22 protein-coding genes are annotated in these 19,860 nt (G+C 46.4%); 12 read left to right on the top strand and 10 right to left on the bottom strand.

Features of this window, described 5'->3' with window-relative positions; genetic code table 11:
- Nucleotides 1–201: 201 nt before the first annotated feature.
- From JZ784_RS13635 to rlmJ, 3 genes are read right to left on the bottom strand one after another with little or no spacing between them, the layout of a single operon-like run.
- Complete coding sequence (locus JZ784_RS13635) at nt 202–1,278, bottom strand: DUF6670 family protein (protein WP_005012857.1); 1,077 nt, start codon at nt 1,276–1,278, stop codon at nt 202–204.
- Between the two features lie 18 nt (nt 1,279–1,296).
- Entirely contained in the window at nt 1,297–2,124 is an 828-nt protein-coding gene (gene pssA, locus JZ784_RS13630; RefSeq protein ID WP_131276084.1) for a CDP-diacylglycerol--serine O-phosphatidyltransferase, read from the bottom strand.
- A gap of 50 nt (nt 2,125–2,174) precedes the next feature.
- Nucleotides 2,175–3,032 carry a 23S rRNA (adenine(2030)-N(6))-methyltransferase RlmJ gene (gene rlmJ / locus JZ784_RS13625; RefSeq protein WP_005012859.1) on the bottom strand — a complete coding sequence of 286 codons (858 nt, stop codon included), beginning with the start codon at nt 3,030–3,032 and terminating at the stop codon, nt 2,175–2,177.
- A 114-nt stretch (nt 3,033–3,146) separates the two neighbouring features.
- Here rlmJ and JZ784_RS13620 point away from each other — a divergent pair, with 114 nt between their 5' ends.
- Complete coding sequence (locus JZ784_RS13620; RefSeq protein ID WP_346315218.1) at nt 3,147–3,749, top strand: 2OG-Fe(II) oxygenase; 603 nt, start codon at nt 3,147–3,149, stop codon at nt 3,747–3,749.
- A gap of 58 nt (nt 3,750–3,807) precedes the next feature.
- Nucleotides 3,808–4,335 (top strand): hypothetical protein, encoded by a 528-nt coding sequence (locus tag JZ784_RS13615; RefSeq protein ID WP_346315217.1) that lies wholly within the window; start codon nt 3,808–3,810, stop codon nt 4,333–4,335.
- Nucleotides 4,336–4,477: 142 nt separating this feature from the next.
- Here the strand turns inward: JZ784_RS13615 and JZ784_RS13610 are convergent, their stop codons facing one another.
- From JZ784_RS13610 to JZ784_RS13590, 5 genes are all read right to left on the bottom strand, one after another.
- Nucleotides 4,478–4,735, bottom strand: a complete 258-nt coding sequence (locus JZ784_RS13610) for a DUF2789 family protein (protein ID WP_005012865.1) — start codon at nt 4,733–4,735, stop codon at nt 4,478–4,480.
- Between the two features lie 106 nt (nt 4,736–4,841).
- The gene (locus tag JZ784_RS13605; protein WP_005012867.1) at nt 4,842–5,102 is read right to left on the bottom strand and encodes a DUF2789 family protein; all 261 of its coding nucleotides are present in this window, start codon (nt 5,100–5,102) and stop codon (nt 4,842–4,844) included.
- Between the two features lie 192 nt (nt 5,103–5,294).
- Entirely contained in the window at nt 5,295–6,281 is a 987-nt protein-coding gene (locus JZ784_RS13600) for a malate dehydrogenase (protein ID WP_005012874.1), read from the bottom strand.
- A 169-nt stretch (nt 6,282–6,450) separates the two neighbouring features.
- Entirely contained in the window at nt 6,451–7,104 is a 654-nt protein-coding gene (locus JZ784_RS13595) for a ribonuclease I (RefSeq protein WP_346315216.1), read from the bottom strand.
- 48 nt (nt 7,105–7,152) lie between these two features.
- Nucleotides 7,153–9,111 carry a transglycosylase SLT domain-containing protein gene (locus JZ784_RS13590; RefSeq protein ID WP_346315215.1) on the bottom strand — a complete coding sequence of 653 codons (1,959 nt, stop codon included), beginning with the start codon at nt 9,109–9,111 and terminating at the stop codon, nt 7,153–7,155.
- 328 nt (nt 9,112–9,439) lie between these two features.
- Here JZ784_RS13590 and miaB point away from each other — a divergent pair, with 328 nt between their 5' ends.
- The 5 genes from miaB (at nt 9,440) to JZ784_RS13565 (ending at nt 13,557) form a co-directional block, all read left to right on the top strand.
- A complete protein-coding gene (miaB, locus tag JZ784_RS13585) occupies nt 9,440–10,897 on the top strand; it encodes a tRNA (N6-isopentenyl adenosine(37)-C2)-methylthiotransferase MiaB (protein ID WP_346315214.1) in 1,458 nt (485 codons plus the stop codon).
- A 37-nt stretch (nt 10,898–10,934) separates the two neighbouring features.
- Entirely contained in the window at nt 10,935–12,023 is a 1,089-nt protein-coding gene (locus tag JZ784_RS13580; RefSeq protein WP_346315213.1) for a PhoH family protein, read from the top strand.
- A 9-nt stretch (nt 12,024–12,032) separates the two neighbouring features.
- Complete coding sequence (gene ybeY, locus JZ784_RS13575) at nt 12,033–12,518, top strand: rRNA maturation RNase YbeY (protein ID WP_005012886.1); 486 nt, start codon at nt 12,033–12,035, stop codon at nt 12,516–12,518.
- A 96-nt stretch (nt 12,519–12,614) separates the two neighbouring features.
- On the top strand, nt 12,615–12,926 hold the full coding sequence (locus tag JZ784_RS13570; protein ID WP_346315212.1) for an antibiotic biosynthesis monooxygenase: 312 nt from the start codon (nt 12,615–12,617) through the stop codon (nt 12,924–12,926).
- 220 nt (nt 12,927–13,146) lie between these two features.
- On the top strand, nt 13,147–13,557 hold the full coding sequence (locus JZ784_RS13565; RefSeq protein WP_346315211.1) for a hypothetical protein: 411 nt from the start codon (nt 13,147–13,149) through the stop codon (nt 13,555–13,557).
- Nucleotides 13,558–13,596: 39 nt separating this feature from the next.
- On the opposite strand, the gene JZ784_RS13560 is transcribed toward JZ784_RS13565, so the two are convergent.
- Nucleotides 13,597–14,475, bottom strand: coding sequence for a TonB family protein (locus tag JZ784_RS13560; RefSeq protein WP_346315210.1), 879 nt, complete (start codon nt 14,473–14,475; stop codon nt 13,597–13,599).
- Between the two features lie 241 nt (nt 14,476–14,716).
- Between JZ784_RS13560 and JZ784_RS13555 the strand changes: the two genes are divergently transcribed.
- The 4 genes from JZ784_RS13555 (at nt 14,717) to JZ784_RS13540 (ending at nt 17,583) form a co-directional block, all read left to right on the top strand.
- Complete coding sequence (locus tag JZ784_RS13555; protein ID WP_346315209.1) at nt 14,717–15,400, top strand: hypothetical protein; 684 nt, start codon at nt 14,717–14,719, stop codon at nt 15,398–15,400.
- Nucleotides 15,401–15,572: 172 nt separating this feature from the next.
- The gene (locus JZ784_RS13550; RefSeq protein ID WP_346315208.1) at nt 15,573–16,286 is read left to right on the top strand and encodes a DUF3108 domain-containing protein; all 714 of its coding nucleotides are present in this window, start codon (nt 15,573–15,575) and stop codon (nt 16,284–16,286) included.
- Between the two features lie 89 nt (nt 16,287–16,375).
- Complete coding sequence (locus JZ784_RS13545) at nt 16,376–16,951, top strand: xanthine phosphoribosyltransferase (protein ID WP_130143881.1); 576 nt, start codon at nt 16,376–16,378, stop codon at nt 16,949–16,951.
- A 239-nt stretch (nt 16,952–17,190) separates the two neighbouring features.
- Nucleotides 17,191–17,583, top strand: a complete 393-nt coding sequence (locus JZ784_RS13540) for a hypothetical protein (protein WP_346315207.1) — start codon at nt 17,191–17,193, stop codon at nt 17,581–17,583.
- A 258-nt stretch (nt 17,584–17,841) separates the two neighbouring features.
- On the opposite strand, the gene wrbA is transcribed toward JZ784_RS13540, so the two are convergent.
- Nucleotides 17,842–18,435, bottom strand: coding sequence for an NAD(P)H:quinone oxidoreductase (wrbA, locus tag JZ784_RS13535; protein ID WP_346315206.1), 594 nt, complete (start codon nt 18,433–18,435; stop codon nt 17,842–17,844).
- Nucleotides 18,436–18,549: 114 nt separating this feature from the next.
- Here wrbA and JZ784_RS13530 point away from each other — a divergent pair, with 114 nt between their 5' ends.
- Nucleotides 18,550–19,800, top strand: coding sequence for a YihY family inner membrane protein (locus JZ784_RS13530; protein WP_346315205.1), 1,251 nt, complete (start codon nt 18,550–18,552; stop codon nt 19,798–19,800).
- Nucleotides 19,801–19,860: the final 60 nt, after the last annotated feature.

The raw sequence follows: 19,860 nt of genomic DNA, 5'->3' as shown, positions 1-19,860 counted from the left end.
TCAGATTATTTTCAAACTTTCTTTTTAAAACCAAACTCAATCAATTCAATCAAGTCTTTGTTTCTTAAGAAGTTTTAATCTTCATCACCGCCGATGGATGTGCATTCTACAGCATTTCCTACCACACGCAATACCTTTTTCTTAATATTTCAAAAAAAATGCTTCAACTGTTTATTTATTCTTCAAAATTGTGTTGTTTTCCTATTTTTTTAAGAAAATCGGTACTGAATCCCGCAATTCATCCAATAATTTTTCAGTTTTATTCTTTTCTTGCCAGTTTAAAGGCCTGCAGTCTATATATTCACAATAACCGCTTTGCCCTTCCTCAAACTGATCATCAATTTTCACTTGGTAGCTGAAACTTCCCGCATAGCCAGCCCCAAGCCCAAACTTAAAGTCTCCGCGGCTTTGCGCCTGAAGATGAATATGGACTCCCCCACCCTGAATATTCCACTCAAACTCTCTCGGCAAATACATTTTTTTATAGTTTGGCGTTATTACCGCCGGGTAAAGCCGATGTACATGGAAGTGCACGCCGTCATCACACATCCAGACATGATTGTCTTTGAAGTTTTTCAAATATGCGCGTGATTGTAAAACACGGTTCATTCGATCCCGGGTTTGCATCACAATCAGCTGACGCTGAGCGCTCAAGTTGACAATTTGCGCGGTATAAAATGCGATTGGAATAAAAGAAAAGTTCATCACGCGGGCAAATTCTAATGAACCCAATTGCTGAATTGAAAAATGCTGCCCCTTGTAGTTCAGCTCTCCCGAACACTCGCACAATTGTGACCAATACTCTGCCAGCCCCATCCTGAGCTTATTGAAATAGCACAATGCGCCTGCGGTTTTAATATTTAAGCTGAAGCTGAGTTCACTATCGGCCCGCTGCAATTTAAATTCAGGGAAATGGCCACTGAAACTTTCCCGGTCTAAAAAATGAAATGCATTGGCCTGAAAACTGCAGTCACGGTCTATGGCATAGCCGCTGAACTGCCCAGCCATATGCATGCTGCAGCTGGACATTACTGTTGCGGTATTTTGATTTAAACTGGCTTTGACGTCTTCCTGGCAAAAAATATCGGCATTTGGCCGGCCAATGACGCTGATAAAATTTAAATAATGCAGCGGTGCAGGAAGATTGGGGATTTTCAGCCCCAAAAGAACGGTTTTGTATTGGGATGTTTGCGCATGCAGAGGCAATCGGCGCGGAAGTTTTGCCGGAGTCTGATTCAGCTGTTTGGATTGATCTAAAAAACCTTTAAACAACTGCATATCAAACTCCTTACATCATTATGCTGCCGTATTTTTCCGCGCAAGGAAGGTTGTTACAAAACCTGATAGCGCATAAATCAGGGAAATCACTAAAATGCCGACAGGAATGTTGTAGGTTACCGCCGCCAAGACAAACACCATGATTGGCAAGACTGCAAAAGGCACACGCTTACGGTCTACCGTTTTGAAGGAATAGTATTTAATGTTGGAAATCATCAATAAGCCAACAGCAATAATCATCACAGCATTGGTGATTTGAATGCCGGTTTCCCGCAAATCAAACACCGCCGGGAAATCACGGGCAACCAGCACCAGTGAAATAATCATCACTGCCGCCAAAGGGCTGGCCACACCGATAAAGTAACGCTTATCCACCACACCGATCTGCACATTAAAACGCGCTAAACGGAACGCTGCGCATGCGGTATAGACAAAGCAGGCGGCCAAGCCAATGCGGCCTAAATCGTGCAGGCTCCAGCTGTACATTAAGATTGCAGGCGCTACGCCAAAAGCCAGCAGGTCAGACAAAGAGTCAAACTGCTCGCCAAAGGGGCTTTGAGCGCCGATTGCGCGTGCAACACGCCCATCAAGGCCATCAAACAGAGCAGCGATAAAAATGGCATAGACGGCTTGGGTATATTCGCCATTCATGCTGGCGATAATGGAATAAAACCCCGACAGCAGCGCTGCCGTGGTAATTAAGTTTGGCCACAGGTAGATGCCGCGACGTTTGACCTTCTGGCCTTCATGGGTATGCTCCTCTTCTTCCACTTCAAAAGTGATGCCATCAAAAGCACTTTCTTCCTTTGAAGAAATGTCCCGCTCAGGTTTATTTATATTTGTCATTCTCAGATCCTAACTGTGACCTTTTGTTGCTTTACATCTTTAACCGCTGGTTATTCGCCAACCAGCCAGCGAACAGCAGCATGACCGCCATTTTCACTCATGCGAAGATGCGGGAACAGCCATTGCAATGCTTCATCTGCATCTTCAGAAAATTTCCAAGGCGGGTTAATAACCAGCAAACCGCAGCCATTTAGGCCGACTGGCGTATCATCCGGCCACACGCACACTTCACAAATCAATTGACGGCGGATGCCTGTTTTGAACATTTTCTTTTCAAAGCGTTCAATCATCGCGCGGTCTTTAATTGGGTACCATACCGCAAACACGCCTGTCGGCCATTTTTTGTAAGCGGCTGCCAGCAATTCTACCAACTGCGGGAAATCTTTGCGTTCCAATTCGTAAGGCGGGTCAATCATCACCAGGCCGCGCTTCTCTTTCGGCGGAATCACCCCCAATAAGCCTTCATACGCATCCCGTTCGTGCAGACCGGCGCGCTTATCGAAAATATTGTGGCGCAGCTGCTGAAATACATCCCGCTGCATTTCAAAAATGGTCGCTTTATCTATTTCACGCATGCCTTCCAAAGCAAACCATGGCGAGCCCGGGTAAGCGCCTTTGCCAAAGTTTTCACGCATTTTTTCAACAATTTTCAAGTATTGCTGCACACCTTCCGGCGCATTGCGCTTAATTGAATCATCAAGCTTTACCAGACGATGAATGCCGTTTAAAAATTCACCAGATTTTTGCGCTTCAGCTGTAGATAAATCATATTTACCCGCACCGCCATGTGTATCAATATAGCGGTATGGTTTATCTTTTGCATTCAGTCGAGTCAGCAGCTGAAGCAGCAATACGTGCTTCATGACATCGGCAAAGTTGCCTGCATGGAAGTGGTGACGGTAATTCATGTTTCAATAATTCCTGATTTCAACTGCTATTTTAGCATGAAAAATAGTTTCATTCCGATGCTTATCTTGCTCTAGAATAGCTGACCTTTTTTCTGATCTTTTACGGTTTTGCCTATGGACGCTGTTCAGCTCCCAAAGTCCTGGAATGTTGATCACATCTTAAATGATTTGGATCAGCATGGATTTGCAATCATTGATCATGCCTATGCCGCAGAATATGTGCATGCATTGGCTGATGAATGCACTTCGCACTTGAACCAATTCCGCGATGCAGCCATTCAAAATGGCGTGGTCAGCAATATCCGCAGTGACCACATTTTATGGATTAATGAGGAGCTGAATACTGCTCAGCAGCACATTCAGCATTTAAACGCCCTTTCAAATTGCATGAATCAGGCGTTTTTTTTGGGCATTCAAGAAGCTGAAGCGCATTTTGCCTGCTACAACGCGGGGGAGTTTTACGCCCTGCACCGCGATAATCCGCAAGGGAAAAATGGCAGGATTATTTCAACCGTCTATTATCTGCATGAAGAGTGGCAGGAAGACTGGGGCGGCGAACTTCGCCTGCAGGACAAAAATGATCAATGGCACATCATTGCGCCCAAAACCAACCGCATTGCAATTTTTCAAAGCGACTTGCTGCATGAAGTGCTGCAAGCGAAACATCAGCGCTTATCGATTACCGCATGGCTGCGCAGCGGCAATTCGATTTGGTAAGCTTTTAATTGAAGGATTCATCCTCATATAACACTCATTGCAAAAAGAGGAAGCCTCCATGTCTGACCATATTAAACCCGTCATCCAGCGCATTGGTGAGACCGATCAGCTGTTTTTGCAAGGCAATACCCCTGAACTCGCCCTGGAACGCGCAGATCTGCGCCTGCAGCTGGTGACGCTCAGCCAATTGCGCCAAGAGCAGATTCATTTTCTGCAAGAAGCGGTCGTATTATTAGAGCAAGGCCGGCTGGAGTTTGAGGAAATGCCGCTGCGCTTATACGTCGACCTGTCTCTGCATTTGGCTAAAGCCTATATGCTGTATTTTGAAATCACCCGCGAAGAGCGTTTTGCCATTATTACCCAGCAGATTTTAAAGCCGATCACGCATGATGATTTCGGCGATATTTACTTCTTTCTGGCTTATGCTGCCGCTTCAAAAAAGGAACCCTCCTTAACCCGCCATTGGCTTAAAAAATACAGCGCAACGCAGGCTTTTGATTTAGAACTGCTCCGCCAGCACCCTGCTTTCGAAACTTTTCATCAAGATATGTGGTTCAGTCAAATGCTTCAGAGCAAACTGCACTAAGCCGCGCTGCGGAAATATCCCCGCTGATATTCAAATGAAAGCCTGCATGCCGCTGCTCAAAAAAATGCCTCTGATGAGGCATTTTTTTCGGCTTATGTTTCGCTTAAAACAAGTTCACAACTTCCGGTCAACCTTTATAAACTTAAGCAGTCTGCAGTTTATAGGCATCCATATGCAGCTGCTGGTTCAGCTCGTCAATCCAAATGGCCCAGTCATCATCCTGCACCAAATGGCTGATTAAAAAATCACGCTGCGCTTTATTCCAAAACGGCGCGTCATGCAGATTTTCCTGCGCGGAAAGCTGATGCGTTCTGACATACAGTTCAATCGCTGCAGGACTGCTGGCCAACCCCAATTGAGAAAACAATAAAGCTAAGGATGGTGTATTGTGATTGAGCATCTCGCCCTCCTTATCAACAAATCTGTCATTTATTATTAAATTAACTTATATGATATTTATAAAAAAACCTAGCGCTTTTTGCCAGGTTTGTTGTTTCAATTTGTGATTATAAATTGCACGACCCTGAAAGCTTGTTTTCCGTGTGCAATTGCTCATTTAAAATATCCACCACCATGGCCCAGTCATCATCTTTTTTCCAATGACTGAGGATAAAGTCCTGCTGCGACTTGCTCCAAAATTCAGCTTTGTGCAGCGGAATATCCATCGTCAGCTGATGGGTTTCGATAAACTGGTCAATGGCTTCAGGACTTGAATCCAACCCCAGCTGATCAAAAAAAAGTTCTAACGTCGGCTGCTGATCAAACATACGATTCTCTCCAAGCCTGAATGTTTCTCCTTAAACTTAGCTTGAAGCCGCAGCTGTTGCAATTGCCAAGGCTGTAAAGCATGTTATTTTTTGTTTATTTTTTATCCTCAACCAGTTCTCAGCCGCCCCCATCAGGCATAAAAAAAGCACCCCGAATGGAGTGCTTTTTCAACTTAATCTAGAAAGATTAAATTATTTGATCATGTCAGCAACTGCTGCACGTTCTTCTTCCAACTCGTTTAGAGTGAAGTTGATACGCTCACGGCTGAATTCATCGATTTCAAGACCTTGAACGATTTTGTATTCGCCGTTTTCAGTTGTTACAGGGAAACCGAACATCACGCCTTCAGGAATACCGTAAGAACCGTCAGAAGGGATACCCATAGTTACCCATTTGCCGTTTGTGCCAAGAGCCCAATCGCGCATATGGTCGATTGCAGCATTCGCAGCAGACGCAGCTGAAGACAAACCGCGCGCTTCGATGATCGCCGCGCCGCGTTTACCAACTGTAGGAAGGAACACATCTTTGTTCCAAGCTGCATCGTTGATTTTGTCTTTTAAGCTTTCGCCGTTTACAGTCGCGAAACGGTAGTCAGCATACATTGTTGGAGAGTGGTTGCCCCAAACAGTCATAGTTTCGATGTCAGAAACTGCAACACCCGCTTTTTGAGCAAGCTGAGTCAACGCACGGTTGTGGTCTAGACGAAGCATAGCGGTGAAGTTTTTCGCTGGAAGATCTGGAGCAGATTTCATTGCGATGTAAGCATTTGTGTTTGCAGGGTTGCCGACAACAAGCACTTTAACATCACGGCTAGCCACTTCGTTCAGCGCTTGGCCTTGACCAATGAAGATTTCGCCATTCACTTTAAGCAAGTCAGCACGTTCCATGCCAGGACCGCGTGGACGTGAACCAACCAATAACGCATAGTCAGCATCTTTGAATGCAACTTTAGGATCATCAGTGCCGATCATGCCTTCCAACAATGGGAATGCGCAGTCGTCAAGTTCCATCATTACGCCTTTAAGCGCAGCTTGAGCTTTCTCAAAAGGAACTTCGAGCAATTGCAAAATAACTGGTTGATCTTTACCTAGCATTTCACCGCTTGCGATACGGAATAATAGGCTGTAACCAATTTGACCTGCGGCGCCAGTAACGGCAACACGAACTGCTTGCTTCATCTAATTATCTCCAATTGAGGATATTCAATGCGATTAAATAGTTAGTCCATTTAATCTAATAATCATAAACGCCGAAGATTGTACTCCAATCCTTTGGCAGTTGCATGTAAAAGAGAATGCTTTTCAACAAAAGTATGATAGGAAATATAAATTAAATCTCTTTAAACGTTCAGAAAGAGCCTTTAATAATGAATGAAGATGGGCAGTTGCTCGAGACAATGCCTGTGCATGGCCTATAGGCGCCATTGCTTTTGTAGCAGATTTTAATGTCGGTCAAAATGCTGCCGGCATAGGACGGCTGGCAGCTGAACTGCACGCCATTAACCGGCAGGCCGCTATTCAGCCGGACCATTTTGCTACGCAATGCGGCAGACTGCATTTGACGGGTTTCCTGACTGGTCAGCTCTTCAGGAATTTTCAGCTTCTCTGCATAATTAATGATGGTGCGGAAATACTGACTGGCGTTCATCGGCACACAGCCGCCAATTTCATGCCAAAGCGCATTGCGCGCATTTTCATCCGGCATTACCCGTGCAACCACTTTGGCCTGAATGGGCGACAGTTTCACTGCGCTGCCGGTAACGCAGTCCTTTGAACGGGTTTCCGGAAATAAACCCGTGATATTCAGAGAATAGCCTTCAAGGCATTTGCGTTTTTTATTGCGCTGCGGATCTAGTGAACATACCGCCGGCACCAGCTGCACATTCATCATATAGCCCTGCACGGCCGGGGCCGCAAAAACAGCAGGTGCAGCAAAATAACTGCCCGCCGCTATAAGCGGAGCCAGCCATCGTGCTTTAATACCGCCGTTCATCAACCGCATTCAGCTTTCCCCCAATAATCGATCCGTTCAGCTTTCAGGCATTTCTGTTTATTGCGCACCGCGCATCGGTATAATCTGCATGCGCTTGCCAATGGACTGCGCGCCCTGCCCCAGCAGCACCCCATAATGCGTTGCATTGGTCATTACATGTTTTACATAATCACGCGTTTCGGTTAAAGGAATGGTTTCTGCATACTGGTCTGCAGCAATGCCTTGCTCCTCCGGCTGCCAGCGGCGCGCACGGTTTGGACCCGCGTTATAGCCTGCTGTCGCCAGGACAGGACTGCTGCTCAGCTGGCTTTGAATCATTGACAAATAGAACGTGCCGTAGCGGATATTGGTGTTCATATCCGTGAGGGCTGCCGGATTGTAGGTTTCACCCATTTGCCTTGCCACCAATTTTGCCGTATCCGGCATAATTTGCATCAGGCCGCCGGCACCCACATGAGACCGCGCATTGGAAACAAAACGGCTTTCCTGACGCATCAGGCCATAAGCCCATGCCGGATCAATCCCGGCATTGCGGCTGTGGCTCACCACATAGGACTGGTGCGGCATTGCATAGCGCAGACTGTAGTTATGCTGATTTACGGTTCGGTCAGCAGCGTAAATCGCCCGGTCATACCAACCCATATCGGTTGCGCGTTTCGCCGCAGCTAAAAGCAAGCCGTCATCTTTCTTCAAATAAGCCTGGCGTACCGCCCAATTCCACTCTCGGTTAATATAATTATCCGGCGCATTGACGTTGCGAAGCGCAAATGCACGGCGGAAGTGAATGTCCTGACTCAAACGCCGCGCATCGGCATTGCTGGGCTGAACATTGCTTGGCACGCTGCTGTAGCTTTGGCCGACATGATCTTTTGCCAGCAGATTATGATAATCATCACCCTGCGCCAAACGCTTATAAATTTCCTGCGCAGTGCGTTTTGAAGAAGCATCGCCGCGCTGTTCTGAAGCCCGCGCCAGCCAATACTGCCATCGATCTTCCTGCCGCTGTGTCACGCTCATGCTGTTGATGGCGCGGATTAAGCTTTCCCATGCGCTAAAGCGGATGGCCTGGCGCGCATAAATTTCCGCTTCCTCTGGACTGAATGGCAAGCCGTAGCTGGCATCCAAATAGTTCAGCACATCCCGGCTGAAATTATTCTTCATCACTGTGGTGCCGCCGATATAGCCGACTGTCCGGTACAATGCCCGCTGCACATCCGCAGGCACGCCCTCTGCGGCCCGCTTAGCGGATGCCATGGCCGCGCTTAAGTCACTGTCGGCCAAACGGCCTAGGGCATAAATCAAATAAGCCTGATCTTCTTTGGTATTTTTAGGTGCAGACCATAGATAATTGATCGGGTCTGACTGAATGCTGTTCAGCTGCGCCAGCGACAAATTCATATTAATGCTTTGCGCCGTTGCGATCGCCTGTCCAGACTGTCCGGCGCGCAATTGCCCCCACAGGCGCTGCTGCCGGTCCTGTTCCGTCATCAGCGGGCTGGACAGCATCATGCGTCCCAGCCCTGTACAGGATTCAGGCTGTGAATTGGTGGTGAGCCAGACATCTTTAAATTCAGCAAACACCAGCGGATCACCTGAACGGGCGCGGACTTGCGCCACAGCGCAGGTCTCAGCCTGATCTGGATTGGTCACGTACGGTAAAATCGGCTGCGCAGATGAAAAATCCGCCATTTTGACTTTTTCTTCGACATAATCGGCTGCCAGTTTTTCAGCCATGGCTGATTGCGGATAGCGCTGCGCAAAACTGGCTATTTGAGAAGCAGGCTGTGAGGCCAAATTTGTATTCAATATCCAATATTCTGGGTAATATCCTAAAGCGTCGTTCTGCATTGAATACTGGTATTGCTGCAGCAGGGCGGTATCGCCTGAATTGGCTGCGCGCAGCGCCTCATTAAATTGCTCATCCGCTGCTTGCGCTGTAAAGGAGATGCAGGCCGAAACTGCGCCTAAAGCAAGCAATTGATAGTATTTATTGAGTTTCCAGACTTTATTTAACATCCACGCGCCTTCTTTGATTCACTTTTAGCCGTAATTGCAGTGTGCTAATCATTATTCCGTTAGTTTAATAACTCTAAACCAGCTGTATTGTTGTGTTATGTAACCTTATGATTAAACAATATTAATCTTCAAACATTTTTACTTCACAAATCAATCTTTAATGCTTGATATTTGGGGCTATAAGTTTATATCGAATTACTGTTAAAATACGCGCCTTTCATAAATTATAGATATTAATTTAAGCCAGCCCTGCTGCTGATGCCTTTTTGCTCATCTGCACGCCAGCGGCCAGCCGTTAATATTTGCCGTTTTTCCTTCAGGAGCCTACATGACGGTTCAAACCTTCATTCCGAATGGTGCCAAAGCTGCCTCAGAAAACACTGTTACCCAGCCACAGCACACCCCCGCCATCGATGGATCAGTTAAAAAGCTGTATATCGAAACGCAAGGGTGTCAGATGAATGAGTATGACAGTCACCGTATGGCAGACTTACTGGGCGACTCGCACGGTTATGTGCTGACCAATGATCCGAAAGAAGCCGATATTCTGCTGATGAATACCTGCTCAATTCGCGAAAAAGCCCAAGAAAAAGTCTTTTCTGAGTTAGGCCGCTGGCGCAAGCTGAAAGACAAAAACCCGGATCTGATTATTGGCGTGGGCGGCTGTGTGGCGTCACAGGAAGGCGACAACATTCAAAAGCGCGCCAACTATGTCGACATGATTTTTGGCCCGCAAACCTTGCACCGCCTGCCGCAAATGCTGGATCAGCATTTTGATCAAATCGAAAAACCCAAGAAAGAAAAAATCAAACTGGTGGATATTTCATTCCCGGACATTGAAAAATTCGACTTCCTGCCTGAACCGCGTGTCGAAGGCTACAAAGCGTTTGTTTCGATTATGGAAGGCTGTTCGAAATACTGCTCATTCTGTGTGGTGCCTTACACGCGCGGCGAAGAGGTTTCTCGTCCGCTGGATGACGTTTTAGCAGAGATTGCGACCTTAGCCGAAAAAGGCGTGCGTGAAATTTCCCTGCTGGGCCAGAACGTCAATGGCTACCGCGGTGAAACTTTTGACGGCGACATCTGCACATTTGCAGACTTGCTGCGCTTGGTGGCAGAAATTCCAGGCATTGGCCGACTGCGCTACACAACGTCTCACCCGCTTGAATTTAATGATGATCTGATTCAATGCTACCGTGATCTGCCGCAAATGGTTTCACATCTGCACCTGCCGGTGCAAAGCGGTTCAAATGATGTGCTGCAGGCCATGAAGCGCAACCACACCATTGATGTGTATATTGAGAAAATTGCCAAGCTGCGCCAAGTGCGCCCAGATATGCACTTGTCTTCAGACTTCATCATCGGCTTCCCGGGGGAAACGGATGAAAACTTTGAAGAAACCTATCAATTCATCAAAGATATGGACTTTGACCACTCTTATAGCTTTATCTATTCAAAGCGCCCGGGCACGCCTGCCTCAGAACTTGAAGACACCACGCCTGAGGATGTGAAAAAAGAACGCTTAGCCAAAGTTCAAAAATGGATTAAGCGCTCAAGCATTGATAAAACAAATGCCATGCTGGGCAGTATTCAGCGCGTGCTGGTTGAAAAAGTTTCGGATAAAGATCCAAACCTCTTAGTCGGCACTGCAGACAATACCCGCTATGTGACTTTCATTGGCGACGCCTCTTGGGTTGGACGCTTTGCAGAAGTTGAAATCACTGAAATAAAAACTTTGAATTTAGTTTACGGCGAGCTATTGAATCTTGAACCTGACGTGGCGTAATGTAAGGATTGAACTCAAGACAACTTAAGGAATTCTCTTGACTGCAGCGATTCGGCGTACAGTAACTTTTCCTGGTGTTTCACTTGACCGTTTGCAAAGCATGCTCGGCGCTTATAACGGTCATTTGAAGCAAATCGAACAACGTTTAGATGTCAAAATTTCCCATCGCGGCGATGCCTTTTTTGTCGATGGCGAAATTGATGCGGTAGAGAGAGCGGAAGGTCTGTTGCACCGTCTGCATGAAGAGTCAGAAACCACCAATCAAATCAGCGCGGATACCTTGCATCTGATGATTCAAGGCAGCCAAACGGACCGCGAACTGCAGGAAGATTTTGAAGGCCAGGAACATACCGGGCTGGAAGATGTTTACCTGCAGACCCGCAAAGGGCGCATTAACCCGCGCGGCGCCAACCAAAAACGCTACGTGCAGCGCATTTTGCAGAGCGACATTTCCTTCGGGATTGGGCCGGCAGGGACAGGCAAAACCTATCTTGCTGTGGCTGCAGCTGTCGACATGCTGGAACGCAACGAAATTCAGCGCATTCTGCTGGTTCGCCCTGCGGTTGAAGCAGGTGAAAAACTTGGTTTCCTGCCCGGCGATTTAAGCCAGAAAATCGATCCCTACCTGCGCCCTTTATATGACGCGCTGTATGAAATGCTCGGTTTTGAAAAAGTCGCCAAACTGATTGAACGTCAAGTGATTGAAGTTGCGCCCCTCGCCTATATGCGCGGCCGCACCTTAAATCATTCTTTTGTGATTTTGGATGAAGCGCAGAACACCACGCCGGAACAGATGAAAATGTTCCTGACCCGGCTCGGCTTTGGCTCACGCGCCGTGATTACCGGGGACATTACCCAGGTCGATTTGCCGCGCGGCCAGCAGTCCGGCTTATCACATGCCTTGCGTGTGATCGAAAAAATTAAAGAAATTCATATTACCCGTTTCCATTCCCGCGATGTAGTGCGTCATCAATTGGTGCAAAAAATTGTTGAAGCCTATGAGGGATGGGACAGTGAACAGCAGCGCCTCAGCGCTGCAGCCCGTGCAGAACGCAAAGCGCTTCAGGACGCATTAATTGCCGACAATGACGCCAAAGCCGATGCACAAAATGATGAACAGAATTAAGGATTCATTTTGAAACTAAGCCTCACCCTGCAGCAGGACTTTCAAGCGCCTGAGCTGGTGCTGAAACGCGCCTATATCAAAAAGACAGTGGAAACTGCCTTGCGCTATATCGGCACGCAAAGCGACTGCGAAATCGGCATTGCCTGCGTAGGCCATGAAGAAAGCCATAAATTGAATTTGGAATACCGCAAAAAAGACAAACCGACCAATGTGCTGTCTTTTCCAAGTGATCTTCCAGACGAGATGGCCGAAATTTTAGATGTGTTTCCCATTGGAGATTTAGTCATCTGCATCCCTGTGGTATTGCAGGAAGCGGCTGAGCAGCAGAAAACACCGATTGAGCATTTCACCCATATGCTGGTGCATGGCGCATTGCATTTAATGGGCTATGACCATGAAACGTCTGATGAAGATGCTGAAGAAATGGAAGCCTTGGAAATTCAAATCCTGAAAAAACTCGGCTTTGAGAATCCCTATACCGTCAAAGAAGATTAAAAAATAAAAAAGCGGGCTTAGGCCCGCTTTTTTATACCTGCAGGATGCCTACACATCATCTTGCTCATCGCGCAATAATTATAATGCAGGTTCACAATGAAATACGTGGTCATTTTCAAAGCAAAAATTAAACATTTTGATGAACACTATGCGCAAACAGCACAAAAATTGCGTGAAAAAGCGCTACAAGAATTTGATTGCCAGCACTTTGAAGCGCTCTGTAAAGAAGGTCAAGAAATTGCCCTGTCCTATTGGAATAATTTATCGGACATTCAGGCTTGGCATGCCGATGCAGAACACATTGCGACGCAGCAGCTGGGCAAAGCGCGATGGTACGCGCATTTCAGTGTAGAAGTCTGTGAAGTGCAGCGCCGCTACAGCAGTCCCAGCGCAAAACAATCGATATAAGCTGACTGATCTCTCATCATAAAATCACCACAGATCAATTGCAATTTAACGAACGCTCTCTAGTTATGCACACATGCATTTGCAATTTCAGCGGCTTCTCAACGGGAATGCTCTTACAGCCGGCAGGATTTATGTTAAAAATAGCTAGAACAGCTGTGCGCTCGGAGTACTTCTTATGAATCGGTTTTTATCAGCAAAAATATTGAGGCAAAAAAGCAGCATGACATATATGCTGGCTCCCCTGCTGTTAACAGCATGCTGTTTTTCTATAGCGCTGCATGCAGAAACGCCAAAACCATGTCCGGAGACATCTTTCAAGCAAGCAGATCAAGCTTGGGCTGGGCATTATTATTTAGAAGGCGTGATGGAAGTCGGTTCTGAACTGCTGCTGGAGCCGAACGGCAAATTTAAATGGTATTTGGCTGTAGGCGCTTTAGATCAGTATGCCGAAGGCACATGGTGGAAAAATGGAAGCTGCATTGGCCTGAAAGCCGCGCCAAAATATCGTCCGCATTTACAGATTTTCCCCACTCAGCTGAGCATCTCAGAAAAAAATCTTGAAGCGGTTTGGATGGATGGCCGCCAGCAAGGGCGCTATGTGTTAACCCAGCGGGAGAACAGCGCCGAATAGCAACAGCAGCCTGCACAGAATGGCTGCATTATACATTCCTTAATGCACTTCAAACTCAGCTTCGGCTGGGTCAAAACGCCAAGTGCGCACAATGCGCAGTTCTGAAATGTCTTTCATTTTGGCATCAAAACCGCCAAAAGGCGTAGCTTTGCGGACGGATGTTTTCGCCGCCTCATCCAGCATGGCATGCCCTGAACTGTCAATTAAGCGGATTGCGCGGATACCGCCGCTGCTGTTAAGAATCACCATCAGCCGCACTTCCCCGGCTAAGCGCTGCTGCTTGGCAGCATCTGGATAATAGCGGTTGCCGTAAAATTCGACTTTTTGACGGAATTTTTCCATATAAGCTGCAGTGTTGTCCTGCTTGGCCTGAATGCCGTCAATGGTTTTGATTTTCTGCAGGCGGCTGAAATTCTGCTGGCGCTGCAGGTATTGCGCTTCAATGCTGGCAATCATGGCTGCTTTCGCCTGAAATTGGCTCTGCATTTCATCAACCGCTTTTTTACGCTTATTTTCCTCAGCCTGCTTCTGCCAGCTCAGGGTCGTCATCAGCACTTTTTCTTCAAAATTCAGCTCGCGCTTCTGCTGCATTTTTTCCAGCGTTTCCTGCCGCTGTTCCCCGGCAGCCTGATCCAGCATAGGCGCAGGCATATCCGTCGCCATACGGTGCGCTTCACGGAACTTGCCCGAACCCTGCTGATCGGCCTGCGCTAAAAAGTCTGCATCATCCACTTTGCTTTCACTGGGACGCAAGGAAACCGCAATTTCTTTGGTCGTCACATCACTTTCTTGCGGCATGGCAAATTGCAGCGTTAAGACAGTTAAATGCAAAACCGCAGCTAAGCCTAATGCACCGGTAAAAATCGGGTCTTTCCACCAGTCTTGAATTAAAGGCTTAAAGGTCATTTTTTTCAGCATCACATTATTACGACAATTTGCCGAATTCCCCAAACACTCGAAATGAGTATAAAATAAAACATCGTTTCCACTTTTCAAGTGAAACTGACAAATCCATCAATAAATGGACTGAGCATATTTAAAATCATAAAAATGGTGCAATTAATTTTGCTAAACTGCAAGCTCGGAACCTTGTATTTTTTACATAATTCGACAAGATACATCAAAATTTTTAAAAAGCTCATTCGCTGGGACGCTATTTATGCAAACGCTCATTTCCAATATTTCGCGACGCATACGCCAAGTGTATCAAAAGGCGGAAGGGTTTATTGAAGATGAACGCGAATTTCCGATGTCTCAGGTTTTTCTGAATGCCACCTTTCAGCGTTTTGTGACCGACAATGTGAAAATGCTGCAAGACCTGCACGCAGACCTGCACGATGACTGGCTGCGCCTGTATGCCACACTGAATTACAACGGCCTGAATATCACCCTGTCGGTTGACTTAAAACTGGTGCAGATGGAGCTGAATAAAGACACGCAGCTGATTGTCTTTGAACAAATCGGCGATACGCAGGTGATTGATGCCAAATATCCGAATATTCTTTACAAATGGGGGGTCAAGCTCGCACTGTTCTTTTATCAAAAGGTGCTGAATGACGACCCTTTAGGCATGATTTTAGAAAAGCTGAACGTTATTAAAGTCAAAGACGACTTGCTGCATTTGGACTTGAACCGCTGGCTGGGCAAAAAGCGCTCCATCATTGATACCTTAAGCAAAGTGCATGTCAACCATGCGCTTTTGCGTGAAGCGGAACTGGTGATCATTGGCAATGTGAATTTAGCCGCGCTGTTCAGTAAAATGGCGCAGGAAAAAATGGATTCATGGGATGACAGCCCTTTAGAAGAAACGCACGTCACGCCAATCAAGCAGAAAGATAAATAAATAGGGACCGCGCAGCCGATTCAGCAGTGAATATAAAAAGCAGCAGTAAATATACATTTGATGCAGCTTTTTAACTTTCATCTTCACAATCTGCGCGCATACTGACAGCGAATGTGAAATACCGGTTTTTTATTGATTCACAATAATTTAAATTCATAGGAACAATATACTTATGGCTAAGCTAACTGTTAAATCATTGGGTTTTGCCGCAGGGGTAAGCACTGCATTGCTGTTTACTGGATTCGCAAGCCAAGCGTTTGCCATGAGTCCATTCCAAGCCAGTTATCAGTTTAACTACAATGGCAAAAATTTAGGTTCAGCAACCCGCACATTAAGCAAATCCGGCAACAACTGGTCTTATGTTTTTGTCGCCAAAGCCGGCGGCATCGCCTCAGCCACTGAAAGCAGCAGCTTCAGCTTCAGCGGCGGCAGCATTACTTCAAACAGCTTTAAGCGCACCAGCAAAATTTTGGTGCATAACAACACCATGAGCATTAATTTCAACCCTAGCGCAAAAACCATCAATACCAAAAAAGATGACAAAGCGCGTTCATTCGCTTGGCACGCCGGTGTTTTGGATGAATTGAATGCTGAGCTGCAGATTCGCGAAGACTTAAAAAATGGCAGTTTAAAATCCAGCTACTGGATTGCCGACGCCAAAGAAGTCGAAGCGCGCAAATTTGTGAAGCAGGGTGCGGAAAAAGTCAAAACCAGCTACGGAACTTTTGATACCGTTAAAGTGGTAATGAAGCATGACAAACCTGGCCGCGAAACAGTGTTCTGGCTAGCGCCTAAATTGGACTATGCGCCCGTGAAAATGTCACACCTTGACGGCAGCACTTCTTATGGATTGCTGTTAACAGGCTATAAAGGTGCATCAAATTAATTGATTTGATCAATTTTGCTTGCATTTTTTTCGGTGCTTTTTAAAATACGCCTTTGCTTTAAAAAGCACCTGCCCTTGAGGATTCTCCCGTGTACGCACTAGAACAGAAAATCTTAGCTGAAGGTATCGTTCTATCTGAAGAAGTTCTGAAAGTCGATTCTTTCTTAAACCACCAAATTGACCCCGTCATGATGCAGCAAATTGGTCAAGAATTTGCGCGCCTATTCAAAGATGCGGGCATCACGAAAATTATTACCATTGAAGCTTCAGGTATTGCCCCTGCGGTTATGGCTGGTTTAGAACTTGGCGTTCCGGTTATTTTTGCCCGAAAATACCAGTCTTTAACGTTAAAAGATGATTTGTACCGCTCAAAAGTGTTCTCTTTCACGAAACAAGTGGAAAGCACCATTGCCATTTCTAAAAAGCATATTAATGCAGCCGATAAAGTTTTAGTGATTGATGACTTCTTAGCCAATGGTCAAGCTGCGCTTGGCTTAGCAGACTTAATTCACCAAGCTGAAGCCGAAGTCATCGGCATTGGCATTGTGATTGAAAAATCTTTCCAGCCTGGCCGTCAGGTTCTGCTGGACAAAGGCTACCGTGTTGAATCTTTAGCGCGTGTTAAATCACTGGCCAACGGCACTGTTGAATTTGTCCGTGACTGAGGTCAACTCAACGGAAAGAAAAAGAGCGCTTATGCGCTCTTTTTTTATCATGATAAAATAAAGGTTCAAAACGACATGCGGCGCTTTCCAGCAGACTTTAAAAATCATTACAAAAATGTCATATTCAGCACTTCCGTGTTCCGGGGAAAGCGCTATGGTACAGATATTATTGAAAAACAAAGTGCTGCCCTTTGCTTTTAAGCTTTAAACGTTTTATTCAAACATCAGGCATACAGTCTATGACCACAGATTCTTCAATTATTCCGCATACCATCAGCTGCCCGAAATGCGGCTCGTCCGATGTCGAAAAACGCAATCACGAACAAAACCTGCAAAAAATCGGCGGCGTGCTGCTCAGCGGCGCCGGCACAGCTGCCGGCACCGTAGGCGGCGCAGCGTCCGGCGCATCTATCGGTGCGATGATCGGCGCGGCTGCAGGCCCGCTGGGAGTCATTATGGGCGGCACAGTCGGCACTTTTGTCGGCGCGATTGGCGTCGGCATTACTGGCGGCTTTTTAGGACACCGCTTCGGCAAACAAGCTGGGGTGATTGTAGATCAAAATGTATTTTTGGACTATCAATGCACCAAGTGCAAACACCGCTTCAATGAAAAGCATGCTGCTGAAAAGTGAATACAAATCCATTGAAAGAGCGCAATTTGCGCTCTTTTGAGGGCTCAGGCGCCTGCGTCTGTTTATTTAAAAAAAGCGGCTGCATCTTTTAATCTCCTAAAAGCAGGCCTTGCATTGAGCTCCCTCTGATTAAGTCATCAGATGGATTAAATGCTCAAAAAGGCTACGCAAAAATACAAAAAAAACAGAAAAGTGCAAAATTATGCCATTTCACGGCCTATTCTCTGCCAAATTTAAATTCCGCTTTCACCCTGCCGATCAAGGGTTCAGCTTTTTCACCAGTTCACCCAGGCGCTGGCCTTGCGATGCGCACAAAATCTTTTCATCCTGACTCAAAGACAGATCATGGCGCGGGCCGCTGACATGGCTGGCGCCATACGGCGTACCGCCGCTTTTCGTATTGGACAGCGCCGGCACTGCATTGCTTAAGCCCATAATCATCATGCCGTGATGAAACAGCGGCGGCAGCATGCTCAGCAGCGTGCTTTCCTGCCCTCCATGCATTGAGCCTGAAGCGGTAAAGACACAGGCTGGCTTGCCATGCAAAGCGCCATTCAGCCATAAGCTGGTGGTCTGGTCGAGGAAATATTTCATTTCGGAAGCCATATTGCCAAAACGGGTCGGAGATCCCAGCGCCAGACCAGAACAATTCGCCAAATCCTCCAAGGTGCAATAAATATCACCCTCATCAGGAATGCTTGGCGCCGCTTCAGTCACAACAGCCGCAATATTCGGCACCGTTCTGATTTTGACGTGCATGCCTGCGGACTCTGCGCCATCGGCAATCAAATGCGCCATTTCTTTGGTCGATCCATATTTACTGTAATAAAGCACAAGAACGTAAGGCTGCATAATTTTAGATAAATGATATTAAAAATGAAAACTATACGGTATTTTTCCGTTTTTTTGGTTAAGCTGGGCAGTGAAAATTGAGAAATATGATTAAAAAAATTGAGACTTTAGCGCATGATCGAAGCATATTTAAAAAGACTTCCCTTTTATGACAAGAAATGGTTTCAGTTTGTTTTATTTGTAATAAGACGCTTTGAAGCTGACCGCTGCCGGGAACAAGCAGGCTCCCTGACCTACACAACGCTGTTCGCTGTTGTGCCGATGCTAACGGTTTTTTTGGTGATTATTTCATCCATTAAAGCGCTGGAACCCGCGCGCCAGCAATTGCAGCAGCTGATTTACAGCAACTTTCTGCCTAAGACCACCATTGCATTTGACAAAGCCCTGAACGCATTCACGGATAAGTCCAGCAATTTAACCGTGATTGGCGTGCTGTTTCTGTTCGTTACCACCGTCATGATGCTGTCCAGCATTGAAACCGTATTTAACCGTATTTGGCGCGTGCGGGAAACCCGCGGCGGCATCTTAGGCTTTATGCGCTATTGGACCATTATTTCACTGGGCCCCATTCTTCTGGGCAGCGCTTTTGTCATTTCCTCAACAGTCGCGTCCATCAATGTGCTGAGCAATAACTTTGCCGGCTATGAACTGGATGGCGCCTTTATTTTATGGTGCATTTCATTTTCACTCACGGTTTTGGGATTTTTTATTCTGAACTGGACCATTCCCAACCGCAATGTGCCGATTAAAGCGGCGTTCTTTGCCGGCGTATTCAGCGCAACTGTGTTTGAACTGCTGAAGCATTTATTCAGCTTTGTCATGTCCAATTTCACCAGCTATGAAATTATTTACGGCGCTTTTGCCGCTGTGCCTATTTTCTTACTGTGGATTTTTCTGTCATGGAATATTGTCTTAATCGGCGTTGAAATCAGCTTTGCGCTGACCGCATTTAACGCAGACACCCACCGCCGCCGCAAGCGCCATGCCGTCATTATGCTGCTGGATGTATTGGAACTGTTTTATCAAAAACAGCAAAATGGCCAAACCGTGACTGAATCTGAAGCTCTGGATGTTTTAGGGCGTGAAGAGATTGGACGCTGGCCGTCTTATGTGCAAATGCTGGAAAAGCAGAATCTGATTAAACGCACCGACGACAATAACTATGTGCTGCTGCGCAATTTATCTCAGGTTGATTTTTGGAGCTTCTATGTGCAGCTGCCTTATCCGCTGCCGCGCCGGGAAGATGTCAATCATGCCTTTGATGATAAATGGCTGGAACGCATTGGCCCGTCCTTAATTGAATCCGATGATTATTTAGCTGCGAAACTGGCGATTCCCTTGTCGACAATTTTTGAAGAGAAATAGCCCTTCACTGAATTCATCTCTCTAAAAGGCCATCAACGCATGGCCTTTTATTTCATTTTG

The organism is Acinetobacter sp. CWB-B33 (genome assembly GCF_039655955.1).
Lineage (GTDB): Bacteria > Pseudomonadota > Gammaproteobacteria > Pseudomonadales > Moraxellaceae > Acinetobacter > Acinetobacter bouvetii.
This window is presented reverse-complemented; position numbering and strand designations above follow the sequence as displayed.

Excerpts from the sequence above, each read along its gene's own strand:
- JZ784_RS13635 (WP_005012857.1), bottom strand. The coding sequence starts at position 1,278 with ATGCAGTTGTTTAAAGGTTTTTTAGATCAATCCAAACAGCTGAATCAG.
- pssA (WP_131276084.1), bottom strand. The coding sequence starts at position 2,124 with ATGACAAATATAAATAAACCTGAGCGGGACATTTCTTCAAAGGAAGAA.
- rlmJ (WP_005012859.1), bottom strand. The coding sequence starts at position 3,032 with ATGAATTACCGTCACCACTTCCATGCAGGCAACTTTGCCGATGTCATG.
- JZ784_RS13620 (WP_346315218.1), top strand. The coding sequence starts at position 3,147 with ATGGACGCTGTTCAGCTCCCAAAGTCCTGGAATGTTGATCACATCTTA.
- JZ784_RS13615 (WP_346315217.1), top strand. The coding sequence starts at position 3,808 with ATGTCTGACCATATTAAACCCGTCATCCAGCGCATTGGTGAGACCGAT.
- JZ784_RS13610 (WP_005012865.1), bottom strand. The coding sequence starts at position 4,735 with ATGCTCAATCACAATACACCATCCTTAGCTTTATTGTTTTCTCAATTG.
- JZ784_RS13605 (WP_005012867.1), bottom strand. The coding sequence starts at position 5,102 with ATGTTTGATCAGCAGCCGACGTTAGAACTTTTTTTTGATCAGCTGGGG.
- JZ784_RS13600 (WP_005012874.1), bottom strand. The coding sequence starts at position 6,281 with ATGAAGCAAGCAGTTCGTGTTGCCGTTACTGGCGCCGCAGGTCAAATT.
- JZ784_RS13595 (WP_346315216.1), bottom strand. The coding sequence starts at position 7,104 with ATGCGGTTGATGAACGGCGGTATTAAAGCACGATGGCTGGCTCCGCTT.
- JZ784_RS13590 (WP_346315215.1), bottom strand. The coding sequence starts at position 9,111 with ATGTTAAATAAAGTCTGGAAACTCAATAAATACTATCAATTGCTTGCT.
- miaB (WP_346315214.1), top strand. The coding sequence starts at position 9,440 with ATGACGGTTCAAACCTTCATTCCGAATGGTGCCAAAGCTGCCTCAGAA.
- JZ784_RS13570 (WP_346315212.1), top strand. The coding sequence starts at position 12,615 with ATGAAATACGTGGTCATTTTCAAAGCAAAAATTAAACATTTTGATGAA.
- JZ784_RS13565 (WP_346315211.1), top strand. The coding sequence starts at position 13,147 with ATGACATATATGCTGGCTCCCCTGCTGTTAACAGCATGCTGTTTTTCT.
- JZ784_RS13560 (WP_346315210.1), bottom strand. The coding sequence starts at position 14,475 with ATGCTGAAAAAAATGACCTTTAAGCCTTTAATTCAAGACTGGTGGAAA.
- JZ784_RS13555 (WP_346315209.1), top strand. The coding sequence starts at position 14,717 with ATGCAAACGCTCATTTCCAATATTTCGCGACGCATACGCCAAGTGTAT.
- JZ784_RS13550 (WP_346315208.1), top strand. The coding sequence starts at position 15,573 with ATGGCTAAGCTAACTGTTAAATCATTGGGTTTTGCCGCAGGGGTAAGC.
- JZ784_RS13540 (WP_346315207.1), top strand. The coding sequence starts at position 17,191 with ATGACCACAGATTCTTCAATTATTCCGCATACCATCAGCTGCCCGAAA.
- wrbA (WP_346315206.1), bottom strand. The coding sequence starts at position 18,435 with ATGCAGCCTTACGTTCTTGTGCTTTATTACAGTAAATATGGATCGACC.
- JZ784_RS13530 (WP_346315205.1), top strand. The coding sequence starts at position 18,550 with ATGATCGAAGCATATTTAAAAAGACTTCCCTTTTATGACAAGAAATGG.